At 76.4% G+C, this 15,988-nt stretch carries 16 protein-coding genes; 5 read left to right on the top strand and 11 right to left on the bottom strand.

Annotated features, from left to right (window positions below):
* Positions 1-46 precede the first annotated feature (46 nt).
* Positions 47-289, bottom strand: a complete 243-nt coding sequence (locus ACFVHB_RS18180; RefSeq protein WP_380322555.1) for a hypothetical protein — start codon at positions 287-289, stop codon at positions 47-49.
* A 199-nt stretch (positions 290-488) separates the two neighbouring features.
* On the opposite strand from ACFVHB_RS18180, the gene ACFVHB_RS18175 reads away from it, so the two are divergent.
* The gene (locus ACFVHB_RS18175) at positions 489-1,520 is read left to right on the top strand and encodes a LuxR C-terminal-related transcriptional regulator (protein WP_380322553.1); all 1,032 of its coding nucleotides are present in this window, start codon (positions 489-491) and stop codon (positions 1,518-1,520) included.
* Between the two features lie 202 nt (positions 1,521-1,722).
* Here ACFVHB_RS18175 and ACFVHB_RS18170 read toward each other — a convergent pair whose 3' ends face one another.
* The 10 genes from ACFVHB_RS18170 to ACFVHB_RS18125 form a co-directional block, all read right to left on the bottom strand.
* A complete protein-coding gene (locus tag ACFVHB_RS18170; protein WP_380322551.1) occupies positions 1,723-2,544 on the bottom strand; it encodes an integrase in 822 nt (273 codons plus the stop codon).
* A gap of 360 nt (positions 2,545-2,904) precedes the next feature.
* A complete protein-coding gene (locus tag ACFVHB_RS18165; protein ID WP_380322548.1) occupies positions 2,905-3,528 on the bottom strand; it encodes a TIGR03086 family metal-binding protein in 624 nt (207 codons plus the stop codon).
* Positions 3,525-4,391 carry an alpha/beta hydrolase gene (locus ACFVHB_RS18160; RefSeq protein WP_380322545.1) on the bottom strand — a complete coding sequence of 289 codons (867 nt, stop codon included), beginning with the start codon at positions 4,389-4,391 and terminating at the stop codon, positions 3,525-3,527. Before ACFVHB_RS18160 ends, ACFVHB_RS18165 begins: the two co-directional genes overlap by 4 nt.
* A gap of 162 nt (positions 4,392-4,553) precedes the next feature.
* Complete coding sequence (locus ACFVHB_RS18155) at positions 4,554-5,210, bottom strand: TetR/AcrR family transcriptional regulator (RefSeq protein WP_380322542.1); 657 nt, start codon at positions 5,208-5,210, stop codon at positions 4,554-4,556.
* A gap of 199 nt (positions 5,211-5,409) precedes the next feature.
* Positions 5,410-7,938, bottom strand: coding sequence for an ABC transporter permease (locus ACFVHB_RS18150; protein ID WP_380322539.1), 2,529 nt, complete (start codon positions 7,936-7,938; stop codon positions 5,410-5,412).
* Between the two features lie 151 nt (positions 7,939-8,089).
* Entirely contained in the window at positions 8,090-9,403 is a 1,314-nt protein-coding gene (locus ACFVHB_RS18145) for an amidase (protein ID WP_380322536.1), read from the bottom strand.
* 44 nt (positions 9,404-9,447) lie between these two features.
* Positions 9,448-9,666, bottom strand: coding sequence for a hypothetical protein (locus ACFVHB_RS18140; RefSeq protein WP_380322533.1), 219 nt, complete (start codon positions 9,664-9,666; stop codon positions 9,448-9,450).
* Between the two features lie 108 nt (positions 9,667-9,774).
* A complete protein-coding gene (alc, locus tag ACFVHB_RS18135; protein WP_380322530.1) occupies positions 9,775-10,863 on the bottom strand; it encodes an allantoicase in 1,089 nt (362 codons plus the stop codon).
* A gap of 59 nt (positions 10,864-10,922) precedes the next feature.
* Positions 10,923-11,831 carry a LysR family transcriptional regulator gene (locus ACFVHB_RS18130; RefSeq protein WP_380322597.1) on the bottom strand — a complete coding sequence of 303 codons (909 nt, stop codon included), beginning with the start codon at positions 11,829-11,831 and terminating at the stop codon, positions 10,923-10,925.
* A 186-nt stretch (positions 11,832-12,017) separates the two neighbouring features.
* Positions 12,018-12,653, bottom strand: coding sequence for an ATP-binding protein (locus ACFVHB_RS18125; protein ID WP_380322527.1), 636 nt, complete (start codon positions 12,651-12,653; stop codon positions 12,018-12,020).
* A gap of 279 nt (positions 12,654-12,932) precedes the next feature.
* Between ACFVHB_RS18125 and ACFVHB_RS18120 the strand changes: the two genes are divergently transcribed.
* The 4 genes from ACFVHB_RS18120 to ACFVHB_RS18105 all read left to right on the top strand — a co-directional run bounded on the left by ACFVHB_RS18120 (position 12,933) and on the right by ACFVHB_RS18105 (position 15,980).
* Positions 12,933-13,772, top strand: a complete 840-nt coding sequence (locus tag ACFVHB_RS18120; protein WP_380322524.1) for a hypothetical protein — start codon at positions 12,933-12,935, stop codon at positions 13,770-13,772.
* Positions 13,773-13,962: 190 nt separating this feature from the next.
* Positions 13,963-14,721 carry a YcnI family protein gene (locus ACFVHB_RS18115; protein WP_380322521.1) on the top strand — a complete coding sequence of 253 codons (759 nt, stop codon included), beginning with the start codon at positions 13,963-13,965 and terminating at the stop codon, positions 14,719-14,721.
* Positions 14,722-14,808: 87 nt separating this feature from the next.
* On the top strand, positions 14,809-15,480 hold the full coding sequence (locus ACFVHB_RS18110) for an SCO family protein (RefSeq protein WP_380322518.1): 672 nt from the start codon (positions 14,809-14,811) through the stop codon (positions 15,478-15,480).
* Complete coding sequence (locus tag ACFVHB_RS18105; protein WP_380322515.1) at positions 15,477-15,980, top strand: copper chaperone PCu(A)C; 504 nt, start codon at positions 15,477-15,479, stop codon at positions 15,978-15,980. The genes ACFVHB_RS18110 and ACFVHB_RS18105 overlap by 4 nt, the downstream gene beginning before the upstream one ends.
* The last annotated feature ends 8 nt before the right edge of the window (positions 15,981-15,988 follow it).

The raw sequence follows: 15,988 nt of genomic DNA, 5'->3' as shown, positions 1-15,988 counted from the left end.
GTCGGGTGGGGCCCGGCCGGGCCGGGCTCGGCCGGAGCTCCCGCGGTCACTCCCAGCGGAGGTCGTTGTGGGGGTCGCCGTCCCCCTTGCCCGCCTTGCGCAGCGCGGCGGCGACGTCCGTCTTCGGGACGACCGGGATCAGCTGGTCGCCGGTCGGCGCGGCGGTGCGCACGGTGACGGTGGCGGCGGCGGTGGCGGGCGCGGTGGCGGTCGCGGCGGACGCCGGACCGGCCATGACCGCGGTGGCGAGAGCGGTCAGAACGAAGCAGGACGCGAGGCGCTTGCCCATGGTGTTTTCCCCCGATGCATCGATCGCCGGATCGCGGCGTCGAACGTTCCGTCAGGCTCCTCCGCCGCTTCCGGCCGGGAGCCGCACCTGCTTTCCGGTGCAGCTCCACAGTGGCCCGCCGGTTGGGGGGATCTCCACCGCGCGCCCCTGTCATAAAGTTGCAGGTCAGCGAAAGCACTATGATCAAACGGGGGCAATCATGGTCAATCCGGACATCCTTTCGTCACTTTCAGGCCGCCTCGACGAGACGGCGGCGAGGGTGTTCACCTGGGCCGTCAGGCACGGCCGGCTGGATGCCCGGGCGGCCGACGAGCTCGGCCTGACCTCCGCCCAACTGGAGCGGGCGACCGGCGCCCTCGCGGCGCTCCATCTGCTGAGACCCGCCCCCGACGGCTCCTCGGAGCTGATCGCCACCAACCCCGAGCTCGCCGCCGCCGAGCTGATCGGCCCCATCAACGCCGAGCTGCAGACGCGCCAGCAGCAGGCCGCCCAGGTGCGGACCGAGCTGCTCGGGCTGGCGCCCTTCTACTACGAGATGAGACGCGAGCGCAGCAGCGCCGAGGCGATCGACGTGATGGAGAACCCCGACGACGTCCGCGCCATGTTCCAGGAGCTGGCCGGCAACTGTCGCACGGAGGTGTTCAGCGCCCACCCGGGCATCGGCTCGACCGAGGGCCTGACGGACGCGCTCGCCCGCAACCTCGAACTGCTCGACCGCGGCGTCCGGATGCGGGCGCTCTACCAGCACACCGTCCGCGTCAACCCGGCCATGCAGCACTACGCCAGCCAACTCACCGCCGCTGGCTGTGAGTTGCGCACCGACAACGAGATCGTCGACCGGGTCGTCATCGTGGACCGCGAGGTGGCGTTCATCCCCCGGACGGGGATCGGCGCGCCCAGTGGCGCCGTCATGGTGCGCGAGCCCGCCCTCGTCGACTACCTCTACCGTTCGCTGGAACAGTGCTGGGGCCGGGCCCTGCCGTTCGACCAGGAGGAGACCCGCAGCGTGGTCGCGGGCTACGGCGAGGCCGGCGCGGCGATCAAGCGCTCCATCGCCCGGATGCTCGCCGAGGGCAGCACCGACGAGCAGGCCGCCCGGCGCCTGGGCATGTCCGTCCGCACCTGCCGCCGGCACATCGCCGAACTCATGGACAGCCTCGGCGCGGACAGCCGCTTCCAGGCCGGCGTCCTCGCCGAGCGGGCGGGCCTCGTCACCGCGCCGGCCGCCTGAGCGGACCGCCGTCCCACACTCCCGGACCGCCGTCCCGCGGCCTCGTCACCGCGCCGGCCGCCGGAGCGGACCGCCGTCCGCCGCACGGGACCGCCGTCCCGCGCTCCCGGACCGCCACGGACCGGGCCGCCGCCGAGGAACGGCGGGTCAGCGCGCTCGCCCCGACGACCGGGGCCCGGCCGGGATCGCACCACGGCCACCGTCACAGCAGCGCGTAGAGCGCCGAGGCGTCGTCGTGCGCCTTGCCGCGCGGCCAGCGCTCACAGCCCACGTCCGTCCGCTCGACCGCCCGCACCTGCGCGATCAGCTCGCCCGGACCGGACTCGGCGAGCAGCCGCAGCGCGTCCGCCCAACTGCCGAGTCCGAACCGCTCGGTGTACCGCGAGGCGCCGTCGGTCAGGGCTGCCACCGCGTGCAGCCGGTCCAGGCCGACGAAGCCGGTCTCCGCGTACCGGGCCGCCTTCGGACTGGCGGCGGCGATCCACGGGCCGGAGCCGCTGTTCCGCGCGGCCCGGACGGCCAGCGCGTACTCCAGGTGCAGTGCGGCGCGCTCGGCGGAGCCCGGCACCGTCGACCAGACCTGCCGGCGCAGCTCCTCCCCGCCGGGGAAGCGCTGGTTGTCGCCGATCACCTTCGGCGGGCCGTCCTTGAACTCGAGCACCAGCAGCGAGTCGCCGAGCACCAGGTACTCCAGTGCGGCGCCGTGCCGACGGGCGGCGACCACCATGGCGGCCGGCGTGTTGGGGTGGGCTAGGTCGCAGCGGCCACCGTGCAGGGCCGCGGTCTCCACGATGGCGTCGGCCAGGCACTCCGCGATCGAGCGGTCGGCGCGGTCGGTCAGCCGGGCCAGCAGGTGCACCCCCAGCCGCCGCACGTACCAGGGGGTGCCGTGGCGGCACCCGGACTCCAGGCCGGTCGGTGAGCTCGAACCGTCGAGCAGTACGAGCGCCTCCGGCGAGGCCGCCGCGAAGTCCTCGCTCTCGCGGTCCGGCCGCCGTGCTTCCCCTGCCAGCTGTACCTGCATCCCGACAGTGTGGCCGTCGCCCGGGGCGCAGGCCCAGACCCGTGCACGCGGCACGCGGGCCCGTCCGGTGGCAGCAGGGGCGATCCGGCCATACCGTCGGATACCGAGTGGACGATTCGGCCGATCAGGGCGCGCCGGGTTTGGAATCCCGTTCGAGGGGTCCGGCGGCGCGGGAGTGACGAGGAGCGGGAAATGGAGTGGTGGGAGTTCGTCGTGCTGGTGGTCGCCTCGATCGGCTTCCCGATCGCCGCGCTGCTCTTCCTGATCGGCGGACCGCGCTTCCCGGACGAGCCGCGCGACTGACCGGCCACGCGACTGACGAGCGGCGCGACGACCGGTGAGGGCCGGGCCCCCGCTCACTCAGCGGGCGGGCGGCCCCCAGGCCGGGTCGCGGCCGAGCAGGGCGAGCGCGCGGTCGAACGGCCCGGCGCCGTCGGCCGGTTCGCGGCACTCCCGGAAGGCGCGGCCCGGCGCCCGGTCGACGGGCCCGGCCGGCACCAGCCCGGCCAGCCGGAGCAGGGCGGCCGCGAGCGGCCCGTCCCCGTCCACCGCCGCGGCGATCCCGGCCGGCGCGCCCAGGGCGGCCGCGACGTCCCAGGCGTGCACCAGGGTGTCCAGCAGGTGGAAGCCGATCGCGTGGCGCAGCGGGAACGGCCCGTCGTCGCGGATCTCGGGCAGCCAGACCCGTGGTTCGCCGGCTCCGGCGGACGCCGCGCTGAAGGCCGCCGTCAGTTCCTCCGCCGAGCGGCGGAACGCGCCCGCCGGATCGCCGTGGACCGGGACGTCCCGGAAGAGCGCCCGGTCGGGCCCGGCACCGCGGGCGGCCGCGGCGAAGCCCCGCTGCTGGCCGACCACGTGCTCCAGCAGCCGGCGGAGGTCCCAGCCGGCACAGGGCGTCGGCAGCACCAGCTGTTCGGGCTGGACGGTGCCGATCACCCCGACCGCCAACTCCAGAGCGCGGGTGTGCAGTTCGAGCGGGCTCATGCGGCGCCGACCTCCCGGCCGGCCGTCAGGAAGCCGATGGCGTTGTCGATGACGGTGGGTTCGGTGAGGATCCGGCGGTGGCCGAGCCCGCGGGTGACGAGCAGGTCGAGCCGGTCCCCGTACGCGGCCTTGAGCCGGTGGGCGTGGCCGAGCGGGACCACGTCGTCGTCCTCGTCGTGCGCGACCAGGATCGGCAGGCCGAGTTCCTCGGGTCCGCGGGCGGCGTCGAAGTAGGTGCCGACGTCACCGACACCGGGGAACATCGCGTGGTCCATCAGCCACCGCAGCCGCCGTTCGACCACGGCGTTCAGCCCGGTCCGGGCGCAGAAGGCGGCGGGCATGAAGGTGACCTCGCTGACCCCGGCGACGGCGACCAGCCGCCGGGCCCGCAGGCCGCCGCGGAGGGCGAGGAAGGCGGCGTTGACGCCGAGCGAGTGCGCGACCAGCGCCTCGAAGTCGCCGTACCGCTCCTGGAGCCGGACGGCGATGTCGCGGTGGTCGAGCACGGTGGCGGTGCGGCCGCCGGAGTCGCCGTGCCCGGGGGCGTCGTAGGCGACCGGGCTCAGCCCGAGCGCCCGCAGCCGGGGGACGAAGTCCGCGAACCGCGAGGCGCGGGACTGCCATCCGTGCAGCAGCAGGACGGGCCTGGTGCCGTCGCCCCAGCGGTAGACCACGACGCGCTCGCCGTGGTGGGACAACTCCTCGGTGACGGCGCGCTGGTGGATCTCGCGCTCGCGGGTGCGGACCGGGCCGCGCCGGAGCGGGTGCCGGAAGAGCCGGAACGCGGCGCGGCCGGCCAGGCCGGGCGCGACCAGCGCGGTGGTGTTCAGGGTGGTGCGGATCAGTGCGACGGCCGGTTCCATCGGGTCTCCCTGTCGGTGCTGACGGGTCTGCCTGGGGGTGCGGGGGCCGAACTCGGGAGATATTAGCACGACCGTTCGTGCAGTTTTATGGAGGCGACGACCCGGCGTCGATCATGACGCGACGCGCACGAGGGCGGGCGCCGCCGGGGAGTCCGCCGCGGATCAGGCGAGCTCGGGGGCCCGCGGGTCGGCCGCCTCCGCCCGGAGCAGGCGCAGCACCGTGCGCCCGGCCCGGTCGTACGGGGCCTCCTCGCCGAACAGCACGGCCTGCGAGTTGGCCGTCTCCAGCACGGCGACCAGGACGAACACCAAGTCCTCCGGGTCCGCGTCGGCCCGCAGCCCGCCCGTCGCCGCGGCCTCACGGACCGCGGCCAGCAGCAGGCCGTGCCACTCCCGCGCGCACTCGGCCAGGGCGTCGCGCAGCGGGCCGGGGCGGGCGTCGAACTCGGCGGTGACCTCGTAGAAGAAGCAGCCGCCGGGGAAGACCCGGGCCCGCGAGTAGCCGAGCCAGCTCTCGCACAGCAGCCGGACCCGGCGGAGACCGGTGCTGCCGGCCTCCTCCACCGGGGCGATCACGGCGTCGTAGAAGATCCGCCGGGCGGCCCGGACGGTGGCCAGCTGCAGTTCCTCCTTGGAGCCGAAGCCGGCGAACACGCCGCTCTTGCTCAGCCCGAGGTCGCCCGCCAGCCGGCCGATCGACAGCGCGTCCAGCCCCTCCACCGAGGCGATCTCGACCGCGCGCCGCAGCACCGCGCGGCGGGTCTCCTCACCGCGCTGCACCCGTCCGTCGGTGCGTCCCGTCGTGACAGAACCGGCCACGGTCCATCCACCTCAGCTGTCGGTCGGGACGGGGGACCCGTCGGGCAGGAGCGCCGCCGGGCGGCCCACCGTGGTGGGCCGCCCGTGCCGCCTTCGTCCCGCCAGGGTATAGCGGGTGGTGCTCCGTTCCCCTGCTGCGCGCTCACCGTCGACGACTCACCCGCTGACGGCTCACCCGCGACGGCTCACCCGCGACGGCTCAGCGCGACAGACCGAGCGCGGGCGCCCGCAGGGCCGGCCGGGCCGGCAGCGTGGTGGCGGCCAGCGCCAGCACCGTGGCGAGCGCGAGCACCCCGGCGTAACCGGCCCACCCCCAGGCCACCCCGGCGCCGCCGGTCATGCCGAGGCTGAAGGCGGTGAGCACCGCGAACGCGATCGCCGAGCCGGTCAGCACGCCGGTGGCCACCACGGCCGCCGACTCCAGTCGCAGCATCGCGAGGATCTGCCGCCGGGTGGTGCCGCTCAGCCGGAGCAGGGCGAACTCCTTGCGGCGGTCGGCGGTGGCCATCGCCAGGGTGTTCACCACCGAGATCGCGGTGAAGCCGAGCACCAGGGCCATCCCGAGGTAGTTGGCCGCGGCGCCGTTCTGCCGGGCCTCGGCCGCGATCTCCCCCGACTGCGCCCGGTCGAGCACCCGCACCCCGGGGAAGCCGGCCACCGCCGCGGTCAGCCGCTCCCGGGTCACCCGGTCGTCCGCGGCCACCAGGACGGCGGCGGCGAGCGGGTTGTCGACGTGCCGGGCGAGCAGCGCGTGGGAGACGGTGAGGTCGCCGAAGCCGAGCCCGCGGGCGTACACCGCCCGGACGGTCAGGCCGACGGGGGTGCCGTCGCCGAGGACCAGCCGCACGGTCGAGCCGGGGCGCACCCCGAGGGCACCGGCCGTCGTCCCGCTGACCGCGAGGTCGCCGTCGCCGAAGCCGGCCAGCGTGCCCGCCGTCACCGCCGGGTCCCAACTCGCCGTCAGGCCCTCCGGGGTCACGCCCTGGACGCTGTACTTCTCCAGGTCGATCCGGACCGAGCTGCGGAGCACCTCGGTCACCGCGGTGACCCCGGGAACCGCCCGGACCGCCTGCGCCGCCTGACCGGGCACGCCCGGCGCGCTCGCGGCCAGCGTCCACGGGGCCCGGACGCCGTCCTCGGCCTGCCGGGCGGCCGCGCCGCCCAGCGTGGACTGGGTGAAGAGCACCGTGCAGACCATCGCGGTCAGCAGGGCCAGCGGCGCGGCGGCGGCGCCGAGCCGGCGGGGCTCGGCCCGCAGGTTGGCGGCGGCCAGGTGGCCGCTGACCGGGAAGACCCGCAGCACCCCGCCGGCCACGGCGGAGGCCACCCGGGCCAGCACCGGGCCGAGCAGCGAGACCGCGACCGCCAGCACCACGACGGCGGCGAAGGTGACCGGGGTGGCGGCCTTCTCGGTGTCCAGCGCGGCGAGGACGGCGACCAGGACGATGCCGCCGGCCAGCACCAGCAGGCCCGCCACGGCCCGGGCCCACCCGGCGCCCGGCACCTCGACGGCGGCCTCGGAGAGCGCCTGCCCGGGCCGGATCCGGGAGGTCCGGCGGGCCGAGATCCGGGCGGCGGCCCAGCCGGCCAGCAGGGTCGCGAGCACCGCGGCGAACACCGGGAAGACGCTCAGCGTGTGGTGCAGGGTGTCCGGCACCGCGCCGAGGTCGACGAAGCCTTCGTACAACCACCCGCCGGCGGGCAGCCCGGCCAGCGAGCCCAGCACCCCGGCGGCCAGGCCGAGCAGCAGCGCCTCGCCGCCGATCAGCCTGCGCACCTGCTTCGGCGTCGCGGCCACCGCGCGCAGCAGGGCGATCTCCCGGGCCCGCTGCTGGATCAGCAGGGCGAACGTGCCGCTGACCACCAGGACCGCCACCAGCAGGGCGGTGCCGCCGATCGCGGCCCCCATGCTGACCAGCCTCACCCGGGCACCGGCGGCGTCCGGGAACTCGGCCTGCCCGCGGTCGGCGCCGCGGTGGACGACGGCGCGGTCACCGGCCAGCACCGGGGCCAGCGCGCCGGCCAGCTTCGCCGGGTCGGTGCCGGGCGCGGGCAGCACGGCGATCGCGGAGACCTGCCCGGGCCGGCCGGCCAACCGCTCGGCCTCGGCCGGGTGGAAGAACAGCGCGCTCTGCTCGGTGAGTTCGACGCCCCGGGCGGCGGCGATGCCGGAGATCCGGTACCCGGCGGGCGTCTGCGTGGAGCGGACGGTCAGCCGGTCGCCGACGTGCAGCCCGGCCCGGGCGGCCAGGCCCGCGTCCACCACCAGCTCGTCGGCGGTGCCCGGCGCCCGGCCCTCGGCCAGGGTGAACGGGGTCAGCTCGGCGGAGGCCCAGGAGTGCCCGTACCCGGGGAGCCCGTCGGCGGCCACCGGCTGGGCGGGGAAGGTGAGTTCGGGCACGGCCGCGCGGACGCCCGGCACCGCCGCGATCCGCCCGGCCAGCGCGGCGGGCAGCCAGACCCGCTCGGCGAGCGGCTTGGCCTTCTCCTTGGTCTTGGTCTTCCCGTTGCCCTTGTCCTTGACGGTCGTCTGGTGCACCTGCTGGTCGCCGGCCACCACGAGGGGCGCGCCCGCGTACCGCTCGGTGCGGATCTCGCCGCGCAGGCCGGTCTCCAGCAGGGTGCCGCAGGCGGCGACGGTCAGTGCGGCGAAGAACAGGGCGCAGAAGGCGCCCACGAAGCCCGACCGGCGGGTGCGCAGGCTCTGGAGCGCGTAGGAGAACAGCATCACACCCACCCTCCCCGGCGCGTCGGGGCGGGGACCGCCCGGCGGAGCGGGCGGTCGGGGCTGGGCGTTCGGGGCGGCTTCGGCATGGCTTCACCCTCCCGCGCGGGAGGGTGCGGGCGCAGTGCGGCGGTCAGGCGGATCCGGGCGGGGGTTAACCCCCCAACGCCCGCTCCAGGAAGGCCGCCCGGGCCAGCAGTTGCTCGTCGGCGCCGGCCGCGCCGACCACCTGGAGGCCCAGCGGCAGGCCGTCCGCCGTACCGGCCGGCAGGCTGAGGGCGGGCAGGCCGAAGTAGCTCCAGGGCAGCGACATCACCGGGTCCCCGGTGCTGCCGAGCCCGGCCGGGGCGGGGCCGGTCGCCGCGGGGGCCAGCACGAGGTCGGCCCCCGAGGCGGCCCAGGCCTCGGCGAGCCGGGCGCGGGCGTGCTCGCGGACGCCCAGCGCCGTCGCGTGGTCCTCCGGCCGGACGGCCTGGCCGCGCCGGATGCCGGAGGCGGTCTCCGGCCGGTAGAGGCCGCCGAAGCGGGCGAACCAGTCGGCGTGCGTGCGGGCCTGCTCGAAGCGGTTGATCGTCTGGAACTGTCGCAGCAGTTCGTCGACGTCGGGCAGCAGGTCGACGTGACGCACCGTCAGTCCGGCGTCGCGCAGCCGCGCCAGCTGCCGCTCGAAGGCCCGCCGAGCCTCCGGCCGGGCGCGCTCCAGGTAGGGGCCGGCCGGTACGCCGAGGACGGGCGGCGCCGTCGCCGCCGCCGCCGCGGCCTCGGGGCGCCAGTCGTCGCAGAGCAGCGGCGCGGCCAGCGCCGCGCCCGCCAGGTCGGCGGTGAACAGGCCCGGGGTGTCGAAGCTCGGCGCGTTCGGGATCACCCCGGCGACCGGGACCCGCCCGTGCGTCGACCGGAAGCCGACCACCCCGCAGTAGGCGGCGGGCCGGATCACCGAGCCGCCGGTCTGGGTGCCGATCGCCAGCGGCACCAGCCCGGCCGCGACCGCCGCCACCGAGCCGCTGCTGGAGCCGCCCGGCGTGTGCCCGGGGTGGTGCGGGTTCCGGGTGGGCCCGGGGGCGCTGCCCGCGAACTCGGCGGTGACGGTCTTGCCCGCCACCAGCGCGCCGGCGGCCCGCAGCCGGTCCACCACGGCGGCCTGCGGGCCGGCCAGCACGCCGGGCGGCAGGGCGGAGCCGGCGTGCGTGGGCAGGCCGTCGACGTGCACGATGTCCTTGATCCCCACCGCCACCCCGTACAGCGGCGGCGCGGTGGCCCGGTCCGGGTACCGCGCGGCCAGCGCCCGGGCCTCGGCGTGCAGCCGCTCCGGCCGGCCGGGCTCGGGCACGAAGGCGTGCAGCAGCGGGTCCACCCGCTCGATCCGGGCGCAGAGCCGGTCGACGTGGGCGGACAGGCCGGGCTCGCCCGCCCGCAGTCCGGCGGCCTCGCGGGCCAACGACCGCGGCCGGACCAGGGATTCCTCCATGCCGATCACGGTACGGCCTCGTACCGGCGCGTGTCCGGGTGCGCCTACGGGTGCTCGGCGGACAGGTAGGGCGTCTCGCGCAGGTAGTACGCGCCGCAGGTGTGGCAGCAGAGTTCGGGCGTCTTGCCCCAGTCCGCCGGCTCGCGCATCGGCGCGCCCTCGTCCAGCTCCCGGCCGCACATGGCGACCGCCTCGGAGCCGCGGACCATGTGCCAGAGCCGCACCCCGCCGGCCGGGCCTTCGGCGCCGTACTCAGCGCGCATCTGGTGCATCATTCCCCCATCGTCCGGCGGCCCTCCAGCACCGGCAACCGGAGACCGGCGGGGTGGCCGGGACGGCGACCGGAGACCGGCGGGGTGGCCGGGGCGGGCTCAGACCAGGCTGCCGTGGAGCCGCAGCCGGGCGATGCCGCCGTCCGGGAAGACGTCCAGCCGGACGTGGGTGGCCGGCCGGGGCGCGTCCAGCACCAGGCGGTGGACGGCGTCGGGCTGGAGCCTGGTCCGCGGCACCAGCTCGAACCACTCCTCGGGGTCCGCGGCCCGCGCGTCCCGCCCGTACAGCGCCGCCCAGCCGGCCGCGTTGCCGACGTAGTACCCGGTGTCGATCTCCACGGCCCGGATCGCGCCGCGCCCGGCGAGCCGGAGCCGGACCCAGTCGTGGCCGTCGTCGCGGCGCCGGCGGTTCTCCCAACCGTCGCCCATCGCCCGGGACTTGCCGGGCAGGACGAGGTTGGCCGGGGGCGAGAAGAAGCGGTCCGAGGCGTCCTCGACGGCGCCGCCGTTCTCCAGCGCGGCCAGGTCGAAGGTGCCGAGCGCGGCCAGCCAGCCGGCGTCCGGCCGGGCCTCGCCGTGCACCCGGAGCCGGGCGATGCCGCCGTCGGGGTACTGGCTGAGCCGCAGGTGGGTGAACCGGCGGCCGCTGTCGACGGCGAAGCCGTTGGCGGCGTGGCCGCGCACCGGGGAGCGCGGCACCAGCGGGTGCCAGACGGTGTCGGCGGCGAGCAGCTCCTCCGGGCCCGGGGTGCCCGGGAGTTCGGCGCCCTCCAGGGCGATCTGCTGCGGGTGGTTGCCGCGGAAGTGCGCGGTGTCCACGACCACGCCGCGCACGATCCCCGGCACGCCCAGGCGGATCAGCGCCCAGTCGTGGTCGTCGGCGGCCGGGTGCGGTCGGTCGGTGCCGGCGCCGCGGCGCCGCCTGGTCTCCCAACCGTCCATGATCTGGCCCTTGTTGCCGAAGGTGTGCGGGCGGAACTCGGCGGGCTCGGGCAGCAGCAGGTTCTCCCGCTCGGCGAACAGCTCGTCGTTGGCGGCGATGACGGCGCCGCCGAGCCGCCGGTCGGCCAGGTCGGTCAGCGCGGTGAAGGCGAACTCGCCGGAGCGGTAGTCGGCGTACGGGTTGCCACCCGCGTAGGGCAGGGCGGCGGCGTCGGGCAGGGTCCTGGGGGTGTCGTCGGTGGCCATGCGTCCACCATCGCCCCGCCGTACCGATCAGGTCCATCACAAAGAACTGAGCACACCGTTCACCCTGCCTGAACGGTGGCCGCCACCTCCGCCAGGGCGGCCAGCACCCGGCGCAGCGGCGGCGTCCGCTCCGTCCCCTCCCGGACCGCCGCGACCACCCGTCGGGTCGGCAGGTCGGCCGGCAGCGCCCGGACCACCGCCCCGCCGCCGCGCCCCGCCGAGGCCAGCCGGGGCACCAGCGCCACCCCGAGGCCGGCCGCGACCATCGCCAGGATCGCCGTCCAGTCCGCCGCGGTGTGCGCGCGCTCGGGCACGAACCCGGCGTCGGCGCAGGCCGTCAGCGTGATCTCCCGCCAGGGCCCGGCGGCGCCGTAGATCCACGGTTCGCCGGCGAGGTCCGCCAGCCGCAGCCCGGGCGCTCCGGCCAGCGGGTGGCCGGGCGGCAGCGCCACGTCCAGCGGGTCGCTGAGCAGCACCGACCGGACGAACCGGGGATCCCCCGCGTCGGGCTGCACGGCCAGCGACAGCGCCAGGTCGACGTCGCCCGCCGCCAGCAACCCGTACGCCCCGGCGGCCTCAGCCTCGACCACCCGCACCACCAGCCGGGGGGCGGTCTCTCGCAGCCGGGCGATCGCGGGGACGAGCAGGCCGCCGATCGCGGTGGCGAACGCGCCCACCCGGACCTCGCCCGCCTCGCCGTGCAGGTACCCGGCGAGCTCCGCCTCGGCCCGCTCCAGCTGCCCGAACACCAGCTCGGCGTGGCGCAGCACCAGCCGCGCCGCGCTGGTCAGCCGCACCCGCCGGCCGTACGGCTCCAGCATCGGCGCGCCCAGCTGCTTCGCCAGTGCCGACACCTGCTGCGAGACCGCCGACGGCGAGAGGTGGAGCCGCTCGGCCGCCGCCGTCACCGTCCCGCACTCCCCGACCGCCCGCAGCACCCGCAACCGCCGGAGATCCCACTCACCCACCGCACCCATCGCGCCAGGCTAGGGCGTGCCCCGCCCCCACCCCCACCCCCGTCCGCCGGAGGCACGCACCACCGGGCCCGACCTCACACTCCCCTCATCCGCCCGCACTCCTCAGCGGACCCGCAACCCCCGACCGTCGGCGGCGCCACCCACCCGGCCCCCGCCCCCGGCGGCCGCCCGCGCCCCTCAGCAGGCCCGCAGCAACGCGCCGTCCTGCCACTTGAGGATCTTGTCGAAGCTGACGATCGCGCCGCGGAGGGGATGGTTGCGGAGCTGGACGTGGTCGGTGAGGGCGTGGATGAGGAAGAGCCCGCGGCCGGACTCGGCGGTGAGGTCGGGGAGGGTATCGAGGTCGACCGGGCGCAGGGTGGGGGCCGGGGGGCGACAGGGGAGGACGTGGGTGTCGTAGGGGCGGCCCTCGCGACGAGGCCGGTGGGTGGTGACGAGGGGCCCGGGGACGCTGGCCCGGCCGCGCCGGGTGCGGCGGTTGGGCGCCGGGCGGGCCGCGGGGGCGGCGGGGCGGCGCAGCTGGTGCGCGGGCGCGGTGGGTGCGGGCGGCACGGAGAGCCCGGGGCCGGAGTCGGTCACCTCGATCCGCAGCAGGTCGCCGCTGATCGAGGCGGTGACCTGGAAGCCCTCGTCGGGCCGGCCGCTCGCGCCGTGCTCGACGGCGTTGGCGCACGCCTCGCTGAGGGCGACGCCGAGGTCGTGGGCGATCTGCGGGTCGACACCCGCCGTCGCCATCGCACCGAGCAGGATGCGCCGGGCCAGCGGAACGCTGGCCGGGTCGCGCTTGAGGTGCAGAGTCCACCAGATGTCCACGGGAGGTCCCTCCTGGCTGCGGCTCCACATATAACGAGGTATCTCCGGGCGATCCGGCGGTGAACCGTGCCGGAGGTCCGCCACCGCCCGTTCGGCGGATGGACTGGGGCCGTGGTGTGTGCCGAGCGGCGCACACCGGGCGCCGCGCGCCGGGGCCGAACGGGGCATTCGTGGGCCTTGTCCGACAATCGGCGTCGGGCGGGAGTCGCCGGACGAGCCTCCCGGATTTCCCACCCTGCCCGTGTCGGTCCGGTAGGCGATGAGATGATGGGCCCCGCCATGACTGCCCACGCCGCCGCCCCGCACCCGGGCGCCCTCGCACCGGACGCGCCGGTGGGGGCCGCCGCCTGGGACCTGCGGCTTGCGCGGGCGGTCCCGTTCGCCCTGGTCTGCACGCTGATCGCGGCCGCCGGGCACGCCCTGGCCGGCGGCGGGAACGTGGCCCCGGCCGCACTCGCGACCGGCTTCGCGGCCGTCCTGGTGCTCGCGGCGGCGTTCGGCGGGCGGGAGCGTTCGCTCGGCGCCATCGCCGGTGCGCTCGGCGCGGGCCAGCTCGGTCTGCACTGTCTCTTCCACGCCTTCGGCGGCCACGCCACCGCGGCGGCCGGCGCGATGGCCGGCTCCCACCACGGCGGCGGCTCCGGGCCGCTGACCCTGCCGCAGGTGGCGGGCCGGCTGCTCTGCAACGAGGCCCGGCCCGGCACGCTCGCCGGGCTGCCCGGCAGTCCGACCGCCGAGCAGCTGGTCGCCGGCGCGGGCCTGGACCCGCGGGCGTACGCCGCCGCGCCCTGGTGGCAGGGCGGCCTGTTCGGCATGACGCCGTCGATGCTCGCGGGCCACCTGGCCGCCGCCCTGGTGGCCGGCTGGTGGCTGCGGCGCGGCGAGGCGGCGCTCTGGCGGCTGGTCCGGATCACCGCCACCGCCGCCCGGGAGCACTGGGCGACGCCGCTGCGGTCGGCGTTCGCGCTGGCCGCCGCGCTGCTGGGCGGCCTGCTCGGCACGCCCGGTCCGGCCCGCCGGTACGGCGCGCGCGGCGGGGACGACCCGCTGCCGGCCGGTGCCGCGCTGCGGCACAGCGTGGTGCGGCGGGGGCCGCCGTTCGGGGCGCTCGCGTACTGATCCCCGCCTCCCGGTACCCCCACATGTACCGGGCCCCGGGTGTACGCGGCCGCCGAGCCGTCCCCGCACTCCCGCGGGGTCCCCGGCTCCTCCCCTCTCGTCCCCACGCCGCGCGGCCCTGCCGGGGCACGGATCACCGTGCCCGGGAGCGGGCCTGCCGCCGAGCCTCCGAACGGAGACCCCGAACACCATGCGTTCCCTTACCGCCCGTCGTATCGCCGCCGTCGCCCTCACCGCCGCCGCCTCCGTGGTGGCGCTCGCCGGCCCGGCCTTCGCGCACGTCACCGTGAACCCGGGCAACGCCCCGCAGGGCGGCTACACCGCCGTCGACTTCCGGGTGCCGAACGAGAACGACAGCGCCTCCACGGTGAAGCTGGAGGTCAACCTCCCGCTGGACCACCCGCTGGCCTCCGTCCGGACCCTCCCGATGCCGGGCTGGACCGCGACCGTCGAGAAGTCCAAGCTCGACAAGCCGATCAAGGTGCACGGCAACGACGTCAACGAGGCCGTCTCCAAGATCACCTGGACCGCCGACGCGGGCGTCAAGATCGCCCCCGGCCAGTTCCAGGAGTTCCGCGTCTCGCTCGGCCCGCTGCCGACCGACACCGACAAGCTGGTCTTCAAGGCGCTGCAGAGCTACGACAACGGCGACGTGGTCCGCTGGATCGACGAGGCCAAGGACGGCCAGCCCGAGCCGGCCAAGCCCGCGCCCGTGCTGGCCCTCACCAAGGCCACCTCCGGCGACGGCCACGGCGTCACCGCCTCCGCCTCCGCCGCCCCGGCCGCCGACGGCCACGGCCACGACGGCGGCGCCAAGGAGGAGGCCGCCGCCGACACCAAGGCCAGCGACTCCACCGCCCGCGTGCTCGGCGTGGTCGGCATCGTGGTCGGCGTGATCGGCACCGCCTTCGGCATCCTCGGCCTGCGCCGCAAGAGCTCCGCCTCCTGACCCCTCGCACCGGCGGGGCCACCCCCGCGCCGCACCCCGGCCCGGGGCGGCCCCGCCGGTGCTCCACCGCGCACGATCGGACCTCCCATGCACCGCACCCCCCGCACCGCCCGCCTGGCCGGCGCCGCCGCCGTCGCCCTCGCCGCCGCCCTCACCCTGACCGCCTGCGGCTCCGACGGCGCCGGCGGCAGCGGCCCCGCCAAGGTCACCCAGCAGAAGGCCGACTCGCCGTACCAGGGCACGGTGCTCAGCAAGAACTTCGAGAAGCCCGACCTCCAGCTGACCGACACCGCCGGCCAGCCGTACGACCTGCGGCAGCGGACCAACGGCAGGACGACCCTGCTGTTCTTCGGCTACACCAGCTGCCCGGACGTCTGCCCGACCACCATGGGCGACATCGGCGTGGCGATGAAGAAGCTCTCCGCGGAGGAGCGGCAGAAGGTCAACGTCGTCTTCGTCTCCACCGACCCGCAGCGCGACACCCCGCAGGTGCTACGCACCTGGCTGGACTCGATGGGCACCGACTTCATAGGCCTCACCGGCGACCTCGCCAAGGTCAAGACGGCCGCCAAGTCGCTCGGCATCCTGATCGAGGACCCGGTGGTCAACGGCGACGGCACCGTCACCTCCACGCACGGCGCGCAGGTGCTGGCCTTCCTGCCCTCGGACGACAAGGCGCACGTCCTCTACCTCAGCGGCACCGAGGAGAAGACCTACGAGCACGACCTGCCGCTGCTCGCCAAGGGGGTCGCGGCGTGACGGGCACCGGGGCCCTGGGCTTCCGCCGCGGCGTGCTCGCGGGCGCGGCGCTGGCGGCGGCACTGGGCGGCGGCGCCATCCTGGTCGCCTGCGGTGCGGGCGGCCAGGACGGTGCCGGCGCCGCCGACGGGCCGGCCCGGCTGAGCGTCGCCGACCCGTACATCCCGCTGCCCCCGGCGGGCGGCATGGCGGCCGGCTACCTGACCGTGCGCAACGACGGCGGCGAGGACCAGCTGGTCAAGGTCTCCAGCCCCGGCGCGCAGTCGATCACCATGCACCGCTCCACCGCCTCCACCATGGAGCAGGTCGAGCGCCTGGACGTCCCGGCGCACGGCGCGTTGCAGCTCGCCCGCGGCGGCACCCACCTCATGATCATGGGATGGCAGAAGGCCCCCGCCCTCGGTGACGAGGTCGAGCTGGACCTGACCTTCGCCAAGACCGGCACCATCTCGGTGAAGGTGCCGGTCAAGGAGCTCACCTACCGCCCCGGCCAGCAGTAAGGGACCCG

Origin of the sequence: Kitasatospora sp. NPDC127111, from assembly GCF_042677465.1 — a bacterium.
Lineage (GTDB): Bacteria > Actinomycetota > Actinomycetes > Streptomycetales > Streptomycetaceae > Kitasatospora.
Note: the sequence above shows the minus strand (reverse complement) of the source record. Positions and strands in the feature narration are given on the sequence as shown.